Source organism: Rhodobium gokarnense (assembly GCF_025961475.1).
Lineage (GTDB): Bacteria > Pseudomonadota > Alphaproteobacteria > Rhizobiales > Rhodobiaceae > Rhodobium > Rhodobium gokarnense.
In genome coordinates, this window is sequence record NZ_JAOQNS010000002.1 from 55,949 (window position 1) to 69,978 (window position 14,030).

A 14,030-nucleotide genomic window follows, 5' to 3' on the forward strand; every position below is an offset into this window, starting at 1 on the left:
GGCTGCCTCCGCCGCTCCGGCCGGTACCGGAGCGGCGGAAACAGAGTTACAGCTTGGTGATGCCAAGCTTTTCGCGGCTGACCTTGGCAAGGCCGGTGACATCTTCCAGAAGATATCCCCAGAACTCCGCCCGCTTCTTCATGAACGCGTTGGAGTCGGTATGCCCCTTGAGTCCAAAGAAGAAGTAAGCGTTGTCCTCGTAGACCTGCCGCATTTCATCGCCGTCCACGACCGCCGCGAAAGCGTCGTCGACCTGCTGCTTGATGCCATCGGGCGTGTCGGGGCGCAACGCAATGCCGTTCGCGTTGGTCCAGGGGAAGGTATCCTTCATCACCTGGTCGTCGGGGAAGAATTTCAACAGGCTCGGCGCGGTCACGCCAAGCGTGTTCCAGTCTTCCGGCACCGTGGCGGCCAGCACCCGCAATTCGCCCGACTTGACGAAAGCCGCCGCCGGCGTCAGCCCGACGACCGCGAAATCCGTCTCGCCTGCCAGCAGGCCACGCACCGTCGGTCCGCCGCCGCTGAAATTGGCCGCCCGGAACTTGAGGTCGTGGGCCTTTTCCAGGTAGGTCGCCAGAATGGACCATCCGGTCCCGGAAGGCGTGGTCGCACAGGTGACTTCGCCGGGGCGCTTGTTGATGTCGGCGACAAGCTCTTCCATTGTCTTATACGGCGAGGCTGCGGGAACGAGAACCGTCGCCGGCGTGCCGGCCGCCATCCAGAAATCGAAATCCCGCCAGGTGTAGTCGTAGCGCCCCATCATCGCGTAGGTGTCGATCTGGTCGCCCGACCCCAGCCAGGCATACCCGTCGGCGGGCTGCGAATGCACCCAGTTGGTCCCCTGCACGCCACCGGCGCTGGACATGTCCTGTATGCTGATGCGCGGGGCGCCGAGCTTGTCCTTCATCAAGCTGACGAGCGGGCGGACGCCGCGATCCGTACCGCCGCCCGCGGGTGCGGTCATGGCAACGGTGATGGGACGGGTCGGCCAGTCCGTCGCCGCCCTGACAAGCGCAGGTGTGCCCAGCACCGCACCCAGGGTGAGGCTGCCAGCAATAAAGTCGCGTCGGTTTACGGTTGATTTCATTAGTTTCTCCCATTCAAAGACGGGATCGATGCCCGACTTATCTGTTAGCCCCGCAGCGTCCTGCCTTGGAGCATTTTGCGCGAGGTTAGGCTATGGGCTTAACGGGATAAAGATGATTATTCCTAGTTGGTATAGGACACGCCTATACCTCGAGGGCACAAATGGATCGGCATTTTGATATCGGAAACTTCTATATAATGAAGGTTTTTTGAACTTCTGACCTGTCGCAGGGGCAAATAGCATGGCCCGGACGCAAATCGAAAACGCGCTCTGGACCTGTGGGAGACTGCCCGTGAACACGACAAGCCCCGAAACCCCCGGTACGATCAAGATCGGCATGACGCGGGAATTTGTCGACAGCGGCGCCCAGATCTGGGACCGGGACGTTTTCGCGCGGGTTTCAGCACTGCCGAATGTGGTCGTCTCGCCGGTTTCCTCGGATGCGGCGGGCATCGTGGCGCAGGACCTTGCAGAGTACGACATCCTCGTCGTCCGCAAGACCGGCGTTCCCGAAACCGCGTTCACCAAGCCGGACACCATTCGCACGCGCCTGATCGCGCGCTTCGGGGTCGGATACGATCACATCGCGATGGACGCCTGCACCCGCAACGGAATCGCCGTGACGATTTCACCGGACGGGGTTCGCCGTCCGGTCGCCGGCAGCATCGTCGCGCTGGTGATGGCGCTTTCACATCGGTTGCGCGAGAAGGATCTGCTGATCCGTCGCGGCGACTGGCCGCAGGGTCGCGTCATGCTGGGCATGGGCCTTGAGGGCCGCGCATTTGCCTCGGTCGGCTTCGGCAATATCGCGCGCGAGGCTTTCCGCCTGATGCGTCCTTTCGGAATGCGCTATCTGGCCTCGGACCCGGCGCCGGATTTGGCGGCGGCAGATGACCTCGGGGTCGAGATCGTCGACTTCGACACGGTGCTCCGTGAAGCCGATTTCCTGGCCGTCAACTGCCCTTTGATGCCGTCGACGAAACATATCATCAACGCCGAGGCGCTGGCCCGCATGAAACCCGGCGCCTACCTGATCAACACCGCCCGTGGCCAGCTCGTGGACCAGCAGGCTCTCGTCGCGGCGCTGGCCTCGAACCGGCTGGCAGGTGCGGGACTCGACGTTTTCGAGAGCGAGCCGACGGGGGCCGACAATCCGCTGTTCGCCTTTGACCAGGTCATCGCCGCGCCCCATTCCCTGTGCTGGACCGACGAATGCGCGCGTCTGACCAGCGAATGCGTCTACAATGCCATCGCCGCCCATCTCGACGGCCGGCCGCTGCCCCATCTGGTCAACCGCTCTTTGTCCGACGTTGCGCAATGACGTCGCTTCGCAGGGTTTCATCGCTGACGCTGCACAGCCTGCGCGTCTCGGCCAGGACCGAATGGCTTTTCGTTGAACTGAAATACGACGACGGCATTTCCGGGTTCGGCGAGGCGACGATGGAAGGCCATGAGACCGCCGTGAAACACGCCATTGCGGACGTTGCGCGGCTGGTCGAGGGGGAGCACCGCGTGACCGGGCCCGTCATGGGCGCGGTGGGGCAGTTCGCCCTGGGAAATCGGGCAAGGTTCACCGCCGTTTCGGCGCTGGAACAGGCGCTTTGGGATGCCAGGGGCAAGCGCAAGGGGCTGCCGGTTGCCGAACTGCTTGGACCGGTCCTCGGGCATCCCCGTCTTTACGCCAACATCAACCGCAGCATCGACGTGCGCACGCCCGAAGGCTTCGCGGCCAAAGCCGCCGCCGCCGTTGCCGCCGGATTCGGCGCGATAAAGATTGCGCCTTTCGACGGGCTCGACTGGACAACGGGCTACAAGCCCGGGCAAGAGGCGCGCTACCGCGAAGGGCTGGCCCGCGTCGCCGCCACCCGCGCGGCTGTCGGGGACGACATCGACCTGATGGTCGACTGCCATTGGCGTTTTGATCCCGACACGTCCGAACGGCTGATCGGGGATGTTGCGCAATACCGGCTCTACTGGCTCGAATGTCCAGTTCCCGAACTGCCCGGCTCCATTCCGGCGATCGCTGCGCTGCGCGGGTCGTGCGCGGATCGGGGGATGCTGCTTGCCGGTCTTGAATCGCTCAACGGACTGGCGGAGTTTCTGCCCTGGCTTGAGGCCGGGGCGCTCGATGTCGTCATGCCGGATGTGAAATATGCCGGCGGGCTGGGCGAGTGCCGACTGATCGCCCAGGCTGCCGAACGTCACGGGATCATCTGTTCGCCGCACAATCCGACCGGGCCGGTCTGCCATGCCGCAAGCCTGCATCTCGCCGCCGGCCTCGCGAACTGCCCAATTCTCGAACATCAATACGCCGAGACGCCCCTGTTCCACGAGATCGTCGCAGGCGGCTTCCCTGCACTCGTCAATGGCCGGGCAAACCTGCCCCCGGGGCCCGGGTTCGGCATCGAGCTCGCGCTTCCGCAGTCAACCGAGGTCCTCGATCCGCTGGGCTGCGCGCTTCAGCATTGACAGAAGACGGCGGAACGGGTCGGTCAGCGTCAGCGTGTCGCGGTAGGCGATACCCGACTGGATCTCGTGCAGCTCGAGGTCCGTCTTCAGGATCTTCAAATCGGCGCTGCGGTATTTCTCGACGAACGGCCGTGTGAGGCACGTCACGAAGCGGCCCGTCGCGACCATGTCGAGCGCGGCGTGGGGCGAGCGGGTGCGCAGCGCGATCTTCGGCGGCGGCCCGGAGCCGAAAGCCATCGCCGTCAGGCCGGAATGCTGTTCGTCGATATCCGGCTCATAGGCGACGAAATCATGGTCCTGCAGGTCCTCCCGGCGCACGATGGGCAGGGACGCGAGCGGATGCCCGACAGCGCAGACCAGCACGAAGCGGATCTTCGCCAGCGGAATGAGGGCGATGCCTTTTTCCGGTTCGAACGGCGTTTCGGTCTTGCCGATGATCGCATCCACCTCGCCCGCGCAAAGCTGCGGATAGGCCTCGTCGGTATTGCCGATGTTGAACAGGATCTCGATGCTGGGAAATTCGCTTTGCAGGTCCGCGACGATCTGCGGAAGAAAGCAATGCCCCCAGGAGGAGCCGGCCCGAATATGGAACCGGCCCATCCGGCCGCCGGTCAGGTCGGAAATCTCGCGCATCGCCATCGACCCTTCGGCCAGGATCGCGCGCGTTCGGGCATAAAGGATGCGGCCGGCGTCGGTCAGTTCGACCCCACGCCGGCCACGTTCGAACAGCCTCGTGCCGAAGCCTTCCTCGATCTTCGATATCGCAAGCGTCAGCGAGGGTTGCGACAGATTCAGCCTGCGTGCGGCGCCCTGGATCGAGCCCTCCTCGACGACGGCAGCGAAACGTTCGGCAGAGCGCAGGAAGTCATTTTTCATACCCGGAGATTAGCCGGATTTCCCATTCGGGGAACCGAAAATTCGCCTCAGTGCCGGTCCGGGTCAGCGCCCCATCCAGCCGCCATCTACCAGCAGCGTCGTGCCATGCACATAGTCCGACGCAGCCGAGGCGAGGAACACGGCCGGGCCCTTGAAATCTTCGGGCGTGCCCCAGCGTCCGGCGGGAATCCGGCCGAGAATCGCGTCGTGTCGGGCCTTGTCCTTGCGCAGCGCCTCGGTGTTGTCGGTCGCGATGTAGCCGGGCGCAATGGCATTGACGTTGACGCCCTTTGAAGCCCATTCGTTCGAAAGCGCCATGGCAAGCTGCCCGATGCCGCCTTTCGAGGCCGCATAGCCCGGAACATTGATCCCGCCCTGGAACGTCAGCAGGGAGGCGGTGAAGACGATCTTGCCGCGTCCCCGCTCGATCATCCTCTTGCCGACCTCGCGGCTCAGCCGGAACTGGGCGTTGAGGTTCACCTCGATCACCTTGTCCCACATTTCGTCGGGATGTTCGGCGGCCGGGGCGCGCAGGATGGTTCCGGCATTGTTGAACAGGATATCGATCGGATGCCCGTCCCCGGCAAGCCTGCCGAGAAACTCCGAGAACTGAGCCCGGTCACCGAAATCGCAGCGATAGGCCGTGAAACGGCGGCCGAGCGCCTCGACGGCACGGGCACAGTCGGACCCTTCGGTTTCCAGAGTGGCGGAAACACCGAGGATATCGGCACCTGCCTCGGCGAGAGCCTCGGCGATCGCCCTGCCGATGCCGCGCTTGCAGCCGGTCACCAGTGCGGTCTTGCCCGACAGATCGAACGCTTGCAGGACCGTCATGCCAGCTCTCCCGAAACTTCAATCAGCGTTTTCATCGCGGCACCCGAACCGTCGAGCCCGGCGAACGCCGCACCGATATGGTCAAGCGGGTGGACGTCGGTGATCAGGGCCGCCGCATCCACCTTGCCGTCCGCGATCATGGCGATGGCGCGGTCATAGTCCTCGGCCTCATAGACGCGGGCGCCGATCAGCTCCAGTTCCTTCCAGAAATACTGGAACATCTCGATGCTCGGCGCCTCGGGATAGATCGCCACCACGACGATCCGTCCGCGCACCGCCGCCACGGCGGTCGTGGCATTCAACCCGGCCTGCGCGCCCGACACCTCGAACACGACATCGGCGCCCTTGCCCCCGGTCTTTTCCATCATCGTCGCGGCGACATCATCGCGGCTCGGGTTGATCGCGTCGAAGCCCAGCTTGCCGATCAGCGCAAGGCGGCTGTCGTTGATTTCCGATACCGTCACGCGGGCGCCCGCCTCGCGCGCTGCGATGGCGACGAGGATGCCGATGGGTCCGCCGCCGATGACGAGCACATCCTCGCCGGGCGCCACGCGCCCGCGCCGCACGTCATGGCAGGCCACCGCTGTCGGCTCGACCAAGGCGGCACTTTTCAGCGAGATGCCCTCAGGCAGGTGATGCACGGTTTCGGCAGGGACCGTCCAGGCTTCGGAAAAGCCGCCATCCGTATCGATCCCGAGGAATTTCAGGTTCTGGCAGACATGGGTGTGGCCTGCCTTGCAGGCCGGGCAGGTACCGCAGGACGACAGGGGACGCACCACCACGCGATCGCCGAGGCTGAAATCGTCGACGCCCTCGCCGATGGCCTGGATCACTCCGGATGCCTCATGACCCAGCACGCGCCGATCGCCAAGCCGGTGTGCCATCGCGCCGTGAAAGATATGCTGGTCCGTCCCGCAGATGCCGCAGAATCCGATCGCGATGCGGACCTCGCCGCGGCCTGGCGGTGAGAGCGGCACATCCTCGATCGTGAAGTCGCTTCCGGGTGTGAAGAAGGCTGAGCGCGCATGTTTCATCAGGGTGTTCCATTTCCGATTTTCAAAAATCGGTCGACGCTAGCAGCGAAGGCAGGCGCGCAAAAATAGCGTTTCCCTTTCAGGTATAGAGCTTTTCGATGTCACGACTGGTCGGCAGCGGTTGCTTCCAACGGCTGATCCGGAGAAGTTGCTGCCGTGGGAATCGCGGCATACCCAAGAAGTGCCGGCGATTGCATGCCGTCCCATCCGCAACAGCCAAGGGAGCTTCGACATGGATCAGCGCCGTATCGGCGACTGCGCAAACCTCCTGCGCCGGGCGCCCTCTTGCGGAAAGCTCGCGGCGCTGCCCGCCGATCTTGCCCCGCGGAACGAAGCCGAGGCCTATGCCGTCCAGTTGGCGGTGCTGGGCGATCGTCCGGTCGGCGGCTGGAAGGTGGGCGCCATCCACGCGCCGGGCCCCTTCGTCGCATCGGTGCTGCCGCCGGCGTTGCCCGACGCCAGGCTGCCGTCGACGCTCACGGCCCCCGAGGTGGAAGTGGAAGTGGCGGTGTTGCTGCGGGCCGACCTGCCGCTTGGAGACGAGCCCTGGACGGCCGACACTATCGGCGAGGCGTTGGGGCCGGCCTGCACGGCGATCGAAATCCTCGACTCCCGTTTTGAGAGCCGCACGGCAGCGGCGCCCCTGTCGGCGCTTGCCGATCTCGGCAGCAGCGGCGCGGTGCGCCTCGGCGCGCCCTTTGCCGGATGGCAGGAACTCGATCTGACGGCGCAGCCCGTGACGCTGGAGATCGACGGCGAGACGCACCGGGCGCAAGGAAACGCCACGCTGGAGCAAACGCGGATGGCGCTTGCCTGGCTCGCCAATCACGCCGCGTCGCGCGGCGTTGCCCTCAGCAAGGGGCAATTCGTTATCACCGGCGCGCGCCTGGGCCCGTTCCAGGTGACGCCCGGCCAAACGGTGACGGCGCGCTTCGGTCCAATGCCCGAAATCGATCTGATGTGCTGAACCCGGATGATTGTTCCTGAAGCATGATGTGCGTTTCAGGGAAAACGCAGCGTGCTTCAGAGCCGGTAGGGAATGTAGGTCACGATATCGGGGATCAGCCACAACAGGCCGAGCGCAAGGAACATCAGGCCGATGAAGGGCAGCACCCCGCGTGCGACGGCGCCGAGCGAACTTCGCGCGACCGCCTGGATCACGAAGAGGTTCAGCCCGACCGGCGGCGTGATCAGGGCGACTTCGATCAGGATCACGAAATACATCGCGAACCAGATCGGATCGATGCCGAGCGCGAGCACGGTCGGAAACAGCACCGGCATCATGATCAGGAGCATCGACAGGCTTTCCAGGAACAGCCCGATGAACAGCAGGATCATGCCGACGATCAGGAGGAAGCCGATCTCGGACTGGGCGTGGGTGTCGAACAGCATCGAGATCTGCGTCGGCACCTGGTAGATCGTCACGGCCTTGCCGAAGATCTTCGCCCCGATGACGATCAGGAAGAGCACGATGGTCGTCGAAACGGTCTGCCGCAGCGCCTCGACGAAGCCCTTCCAGGTCAGCGAGCGCAATACCAGGGCGGTGATGAGGAGGGCGGAAACGGCGCCGACGGCCGAGGCCTCGGTCGGCGTGAAGATGCCGGAATAGATGCCGCCGATCATCAGCGCGGCAAGGCCGCCGGTCGGGATGGCCCGGAGCGTCGCGTGCCAGCGCTGCTCGCGCCCGACCTTGGCGGAGGGCTGGTATTCCTTGGAGAAGTAGGAATAGGCGACGCAGTAAATGCCGAACAGCAGGACCAGCAGGATGCCGGGTCCGATGCCGGCGAGGAACAGCTTGCCGATGCTCTCCTCGGTGATGACGCCATAGACGATGAGCGGGATCGAGGGCGGAATGAGGATGCCGAGCGTCCCGCCGGCGGCCAGAAGGCCGAGCGTGAACGACTTGCCGTAGCCCCGGCTCGTCATTTCCGGCACGGCGACGGTCGCCACCGTGGCGGCCGTTGCGACCGAACTGCCCGAGATCGCCGAGAAGATGCCGCAGGAGGCCAGCGCCGCGATGCCGAGCCCGCCGGGCCAATGGCCGACCCAGCTTTGCAGCGCGTCGAACAGATCGCGGCCGACGCCGCCCTTCAGAAGGATGTTCGACATCAGCAGGAACAGCGGCACCGACAACAGCACGAAATTGTCGACCGCGCCGTGAAGGTTCTGCGCCACCATGACGAAGGGCAGCCCCTTCAGCGCCAGCATCACGGTTCCGAGCCCGGCCAGCGCAAACGCCACCGGTAGCCCGATGAAGAGCAGCAGCAGGAGCACAACGATGACGAGGACGAGCGTCATTCCATCAGGTCCGGCATTCGGCTAGGTCTGTTCCCCCGTGGGGGAGAATTCGGGCGGCGGCGCAAAGGGCAGGCGGACGAGGTCCGCCAGCGCCTGCAGCGCAAGCAGCGCGAACCCGACCACGACGGGGAGTTCGACGATCCAGTTGGGCAGTTCGAGCATGGTCGGCTGGCGTCGTCCGAGCCGGATCGATTCCGCGACGATGTCCCAGCCATAGATGACGGCGATCAGGCTGAAGGCGAGGATGACCAGCAGCGCAAAGCCGTCGGCCAGCCGCCGCAGCGAGGGGCTGGCCAGCGCCAGGAGCGCGGTGATCCGGATGAGCTGGCGCTGGCGCAGCACATAGGCCATGCCGAGATAGGTGAACCAGACCTGGAACGCGATGGCGATGTCCTGCGCCCAGATCGTCGGCGAATTGAAGAGATAGCGGGCGACCACCTCGAAACACAGCATCGCGGCGATCGCCGCCACCAGCACGTCGCCGAGCCGCGCACAGGCGGCGCCAGCGGCATCAATCAGCCGCAGGAAAGGAGAGCCGAACCCCGTGGGGTTCGGCCTGTTGTCGGTGCCGGGCGTCACGGAAGGGCCCGGATCATTCGAGGCCGCGAACCGCTTCGACGAGCTTGCGCCCTTCTTCCCCGGCCGCCGCGATATAGGCGTCGACGGCGGGGGCCGCGGCCTTCTGCCAGGCTGCGATCTGTTCGGGCGTCAGGTTCTGGACCTGCATCTCGGTCTCGTCGGCGATGAACTTTTCCGAGGCCAGGTTCTTTTCCTTGGTCTCGGCGCGCATCTTCTCTTCGGCGGCAACGGCCGCCCCGCGCATCCAGCCCTTTTCGTCGTCGCTCATCTCGTCCCAGGTCGCGTCATTCATGACGATCAGGAACTCGGTCTGGGCGTGGTTGGTGATCGTCACCCAGTCCATCACTTCATAGAGCTTGCGGGACTGGATCGCCGTGGTCCCGGTCATGCCGATATCGACCGTGCCGCGCTGATAGGCGAGGAACTGCTCCGAGCCGCCGATCTTGACCGGCACGCCGCCGACCGCCTCGATGAAATCGCCCGACGGCTTGCCGAGGACGCGAACCTTCTTGCCCTTCATGTCGTCTGGGCTAACGAGCGGAGCGTCCTTCGACAGAAGCTGCACCGGCCCGTAATCCTGCCACCACATCACGCGCGTGCCGGTCTGGCGGATCAACTCGTCGATCTGCTGACGCACGGGGCTGTCGGGATTGGCGGCCTTGCCGAGCGCCTCGTAGTCGGGGAACATGAAGGCGACGCTGAAGAGGCCGGTTGCCGGGATCGTGCCGGCATATTCGTCGATCAGCACCAGGCCCATGTCGATGGCGCCCGAGGCGACCGCCTGGGGAACTTCGCTGCCCTTATAGAGCTGCGCGGCGTCATAGACCTCGATCTTGATTTCGCCGCCCGAGGCCTCTTCCACCTTTTCCTTGAAAAAGAGGATGTTCTGTCCGACCGGATGATTGGTCGGCACCTGCACCGTCAGGCGCAGGGTGCGTTCCGCATGCGCGCCGCCGGCCGTCGCCGCGACGATAGCAAGGGCGGCCAGAGCGGCCCGTCCCCAAATCTTCATTCGTATCTCCTCCCAGATCGGGCTCTTCGACGATCCATTCGACCGCCCGTTCGTCCCTTCGATGGCGCTTTTTTAGCGCGCGGAGGCTAGTATACAATTTTCGGCGGGTCAATCGCCGCGCGGCGGTGCTGCGGAGTGGCCGGTTACCGCCCGCCCGGCCCGGTCGCGGCCTCGCCCGCGCCGCCACGCCGCATCGCGACATATCCGGCATGGATGTGCGAGCGCATCACCGCCGCGGCCCATTCGCCGTTGCCGGCGGCAAGGGCGGCGGCCATCTCGCGGTGGTGGTTCATGCTGCGGGCGATTTCATCGGCATCGTAGCGGCGGAAGGTCCTCAAGACGACGGGAGCCGCGGTAACGCTGGCAATCATCGGCGCGAGCAGCGGATTGGCCGCCGCGTCGGTGATCCTCATGTGGAAGGCATCGTTGAGCGGGGTCAGGTCGTCGCGCAGATTGGGCGCGTCGAGCGCCCTGGTTGCAATTGCTTCCATTTGATCGCAAAGCGTATTCAGCTCTGCAAGGCCCGCCGCGTCGATCCGCCCGGCGGCCCGCCGCGCGGCATAGGATTCAAGCTCGAGCCGCAGATCGAAGAGCGATGCGATCTCGTCCTCGCTCCAGCCGCGCACGCGGCAGCCGATATTGGCCGCGTATTCCAGGAAGCCCTCGTTGACGAGCCTGCGCAACGCGTCGCGCACCGGCGTCCGGCTGACCCCGATCTTTGCCGCGAGATCGGCCTCCAGCAGGCGCGTGCCGCTGGTCCAGGTATCACGCAGCAGCCCTTCGCGAATGACGGCATAGGCGCGGCTTGCCGCGTGCCCGTGCCTCACTTCTTCCTCGGGGCCGTCCGGTTCCCTGTGTACGCCCGGCCGGAGCATGGCTGCTCCTCCTGATTTGTCTGGATTGTGTACAATATGGCCCCGTGATAGGTCCTAGCAAGACGTTTCAGGACGCGTATCGGACGGAGGATCGCCATGACCGGGGAAGCAGCAATCAAGAATACTCGCGAGAAAAGGCGCCGCTTGCGCGAACGGCTCGGCGAGGACCAGCTGATCCCGGCCCCCGGCATCTTCGAGATGATTTCGGCCAAGATCGCCGACCGCATGGACTTCGATGTCCTCTACATGACCGGCTACGGCACCGTGGGCTCCTATCTGGGGCTCCCCGATGCCGGCCTCGCCACCTTCACCGACATGCTGGACCGCGCCTCGGCGATGGCGGGCGGCACGACGACGGCGCTGATCGCCGACGGCGATACCGGCTATGGCGGCCTTTTGAACGTCGCCCACACCGTGCGCGGCTACGAGGCGGCGGGGGTTGCCGGCATCCAGCTCGAGGACCAAGAATTCCCGAAGAAATGCGGCCATACGCCGAACCGCCCGGTGATCGCGGGGACCGAGATGGTGCGCAAGATCCGGGTCGCGGTCGATACAAGGACCGACCCCGATTTCCTGATCATCGCCCGCACCGACGCGCTGGCCTCAAAGGGCATCGACGAGGCGCTGCGCCGGGCCGAGGCCTACGCCGAGGCGGGGGCGGACCTGATCTTCGTGGAGGCGCCGGAATCCATCGAACAGATGGAGCGCATCGGCCAGGCGGTCGACAAGCCGCTGGTCGCCAACATGGTCGAGGGCGGCAAGACGCCGGTCCTGCCGCGGGCCGAGCTGGAACGGATCGGCTATCGCCTCGCCATCTACCCCGCGACCGGTTTCCTCGCCATGGCGAAGGCACTGGAGACGGTCTATGGCGCGATCCGCGATGACGGCTCGTCGGTGGCCGTGCAGGACCGGCTTGGCGATTTCAGGGCGTTCAGCGCGCTGATGGGGTTCCAGGAGGTCTGGGACTTCGAAGAGCGCTACCGGGAGGGCTGAGGACGAAACCGGCGCGGAGCCGTATCCGAACGCCGGCGAGGCGAGGAGGCATCTGGCCTGCCTCCAGTCGCGGCGAAAAAGGGCACGGCCGCGGGAATGTCCCTGGTCGTGCAGTCGGTTCTGAGAGGATCGTTGGCAGAGAGATCCTTCAGGCGATCGCCGATGCCGGCCTCCGGCGCCGGCGATCGCCGCGGTTCAGGACATGATCAGGCCGCCGTCGATGTTGATCGTCTGGCCGGTCAGGTATTCCGCGTCGTCGCTGGCAAGGAACGCAACGAGGCCGGCGACGTCCTTGCCGGTGCCGGCGCGCTTCATCGGGATGTTCTGGACCCATTCGGCCATCAGTTCGCCGGGGCCGTAGTCGCCGAGCATCTGGCCCCAGACCCGGTCGTTGTAGTCCCACATGTCGGACGAGATGATGCCCGGGCAGATGGCGTTGACGGTGATGCCTTCCTCGGCGACTTCCTTGGCAAGGCTCTGGGTGATGCCCATGACGCCGAATTTCGAGGCCGCGTAGTGGGGGGTGTAGATGAAGCCCTCGCGGGCCTGGCCGGAGGCGGTGTTGATGATCCGCCCCTTGGTGCCGTTCTTGCGCATGCGCCGGATCACCTCCTGGCAGCACAGGAACACGCCCTTGGTGTTGACGGCCATGACGTCGTCCCACTCCTTCTCCGTCATGTCCTCGATCTTGGCGATGGTGATGATGCCGGCATTCTGCATGGAGATGTCGACGGCGCCGAACTCGGCCTCTGCCGCGTCGTAGAGCGCCTTGACCGCGTCGATGTCGGTGACGTTGCAGACGACGGGCAGGATCTTGGCGCCGGTCGCGGCGCGCAGCTTGTCGGCCGCCTCGGTCACCTGCTCCTCGATTGAGGCGATCACCACATTGGCGCCTTCGCTGGCGAAGCGCTCGGCGACGGCGTAGCCGATGCCCCGGTTGCCACCGGTGACGACGACGGTTTTTCCTTCGAAACGTTTCATGCCACTTCCGCTCCTTCTTCAAACTCCTGCTCGCGGTCGAGCAAACGCGCGGCCGTGAATTTGTCGGTGATGAGCATGCTCAGAACACCGGTCTTCAATGCCCCGGCAATCGCCCTTGTCTTCGACTTTCCGCCGGCAAGGGCGATGACGCGTTCCACCTCGCCAAGCTGGACCATGTCCATGCCGATGACGCGGTCGTCGAGCGGCGTCTTCACCATCCGACCGTCCTTGTCGAAGAACCTGAGGCTCATGTCGCCGACGGCGCCGGCCTCGGCGACATCGGACAATTCGCCGGCGGAAAACACGTTGCCGCTGCTCGCCAGCATGCGCGAGGGCTCGACCGCGCCGATGCCCATGATCGCCAGCGTGATGCTGCTGAAGAGGTCTATCGTCTCGCGCACGTAAGGATCGCTCAGCATGACGAGCTTGGCCTCGCGCGACTGGGCGACGCCTTGCGCGCTCAGCAGTCGCGGCTCGGCGCCGGTCAGCTTGGCGAGCCGCGTGGTCAGTTGGGTGGCGTGGGTCTGGACGGCCGGACTGCCCATGCCGCCGAGCGTCTGGACGACGTATTTCGCCTTGCCGGTCTTCATCGGATGGATGTTGTCGACCATCTTCAGGATGGTCTCGCTCCAGCTCGACACGCCGATCACTTCGCCGGTCTGCAGCGTCACCTCAAGGAAATGGGCAGCCGCCTCGCCGATGCGCGCCATGATTGCGCCGTCCCGGTCCTCGGCGCATTCCACGACGATCGCCTCGGGCAGGTGGAAGCGTTCGCGAAGGCTGGTCTCCAGATCCGCATAGGTGCCGGACGGCGCGGCGATGGTGGTCCGGACGATGCCTTCGTCCTGGGCCCGTTTCAGCATCCGCGAGACCGTCGCCTGGGACAAGCGCAGGTGCTTGGCGATTTCCGCCTGGCGCTTGTTTTCGACGTGGTACATCTGTGCAACCCGTGCGATCAGGCGGAGTTCGTTGATCCGGGCCATCGCAATTCT

14 protein-coding genes are annotated in these 14,030 nt (G+C 65.1%); 4 read left to right on the forward strand and 10 right to left on the reverse strand.

Annotated elements, in window-relative coordinates; translation table 11 throughout:
• Positions 1-46: 46 nt before the first annotated feature.
• The gene (locus M2319_RS03125; RefSeq protein WP_264599981.1) at positions 47-1,087 is read right to left on the reverse strand and encodes a Bug family tripartite tricarboxylate transporter substrate binding protein; all 1,041 of its coding nucleotides are present in this window, start codon (positions 1,085-1,087) and stop codon (positions 47-49) included.
• 292 nt (positions 1,088-1,379) lie between these two features.
• On the opposite strand from M2319_RS03125, the gene M2319_RS03130 reads away from it, so the two are divergent.
• Both M2319_RS03130 and M2319_RS03135 read left to right on the forward strand, forming a co-directional pair.
• Positions 1,380-2,408, forward strand: a complete 1,029-nt coding sequence (locus tag M2319_RS03130; protein ID WP_264599982.1) for a 2-hydroxyacid dehydrogenase — start codon at positions 1,380-1,382, stop codon at positions 2,406-2,408.
• Positions 2,405-3,556: a mandelate racemase/muconate lactonizing enzyme family protein gene (locus tag M2319_RS03135; protein WP_264599983.1), complete on the forward strand. Its 1,152-nt coding sequence runs from the start codon at positions 2,405-2,407 to the stop codon at positions 3,554-3,556. Before M2319_RS03130 ends, M2319_RS03135 begins: the two co-directional genes overlap by 4 nt.
• Here M2319_RS03135 and M2319_RS03140 read toward each other — a convergent pair.
• The 3 genes from M2319_RS03140 to M2319_RS03150 all read right to left on the reverse strand — a co-directional run bounded on the left by M2319_RS03140 (position 3,512) and on the right by M2319_RS03150 (position 6,300).
• On the reverse strand, positions 3,512-4,432 hold the full coding sequence (locus tag M2319_RS03140; RefSeq protein ID WP_264599984.1) for a LysR family transcriptional regulator: 921 nt from the start codon (positions 4,430-4,432) through the stop codon (positions 3,512-3,514). The genes M2319_RS03135 and M2319_RS03140 overlap by 45 nt on opposite strands.
• A 63-nt stretch (positions 4,433-4,495) precedes the next feature.
• Positions 4,496-5,266 carry an SDR family NAD(P)-dependent oxidoreductase gene (locus M2319_RS03145; protein WP_264599985.1) on the reverse strand — a complete coding sequence of 257 codons (771 nt, stop codon included), beginning with the start codon at positions 5,264-5,266 and terminating at the stop codon, positions 4,496-4,498.
• Positions 5,263-6,300, reverse strand: a complete 1,038-nt coding sequence (locus M2319_RS03150) for a zinc-dependent alcohol dehydrogenase (protein ID WP_264599986.1) — start codon at positions 6,298-6,300, stop codon at positions 5,263-5,265. Before M2319_RS03150 ends, M2319_RS03145 begins: the two co-directional genes overlap by 4 nt.
• A 148-nt stretch (positions 6,301-6,448) precedes the next feature.
• Here M2319_RS03150 and M2319_RS03155 point away from each other — a divergent pair, with 148 nt between their 5' ends.
• Positions 6,449-7,267, forward strand: a complete 819-nt coding sequence (locus M2319_RS03155) for a 2-keto-4-pentenoate hydratase (protein ID WP_264599987.1) — start codon at positions 6,449-6,451, stop codon at positions 7,265-7,267.
• A 56-nt stretch (positions 7,268-7,323) separates the two neighbouring features.
• Here the strand turns inward: M2319_RS03155 and M2319_RS03160 are convergent, their stop codons facing one another.
• From M2319_RS03160 to M2319_RS03175, 4 genes are all read right to left on the reverse strand, one after another.
• Positions 7,324-8,598 (reverse strand): TRAP transporter large permease, encoded by a 1,275-nt coding sequence (locus M2319_RS03160; protein ID WP_264599988.1) that lies wholly within the window; start codon positions 8,596-8,598, stop codon positions 7,324-7,326.
• 21 nt (positions 8,599-8,619) lie between these two features.
• Entirely contained in the window at positions 8,620-9,177 is a 558-nt protein-coding gene (locus tag M2319_RS03165) for a TRAP transporter small permease (protein ID WP_264599989.1), read from the reverse strand.
• Between the two features lie 13 nt (positions 9,178-9,190).
• On the reverse strand, positions 9,191-10,189 hold the full coding sequence (gene dctP, locus M2319_RS03170; protein WP_264599990.1) for a TRAP transporter substrate-binding protein DctP: 999 nt from the start codon (positions 10,187-10,189) through the stop codon (positions 9,191-9,193).
• A 143-nt stretch (positions 10,190-10,332) separates the two neighbouring features.
• Positions 10,333-11,064, reverse strand: coding sequence for a GntR family transcriptional regulator (locus M2319_RS03175; RefSeq protein ID WP_264599991.1), 732 nt, complete (start codon positions 11,062-11,064; stop codon positions 10,333-10,335).
• Positions 11,065-11,160: 96 nt separating this feature from the next.
• On the opposite strand from M2319_RS03175, the gene M2319_RS03180 reads away from it, so the two are divergent.
• The gene (locus M2319_RS03180; protein ID WP_264599992.1) at positions 11,161-12,057 is read left to right on the forward strand and encodes an isocitrate lyase/PEP mutase family protein; all 897 of its coding nucleotides are present in this window, start codon (positions 11,161-11,163) and stop codon (positions 12,055-12,057) included.
• Positions 12,058-12,252: 195 nt separating this feature from the next.
• Here the strand turns inward: M2319_RS03180 and M2319_RS03185 are convergent, their stop codons facing one another.
• Entirely contained in the window at positions 12,253-13,038 is a 786-nt protein-coding gene (locus M2319_RS03185) for an SDR family oxidoreductase (RefSeq protein WP_264599993.1), read from the reverse strand.
• Positions 13,035-14,021: a sugar-binding transcriptional regulator gene (locus tag M2319_RS03190; RefSeq protein ID WP_264599994.1), complete on the reverse strand. Its 987-nt coding sequence runs from the start codon at positions 14,019-14,021 to the stop codon at positions 13,035-13,037. The genes M2319_RS03185 and M2319_RS03190 overlap by 4 nt, the downstream gene beginning before the upstream one ends.
• Positions 14,022-14,030: the final 9 nt, after the last annotated feature.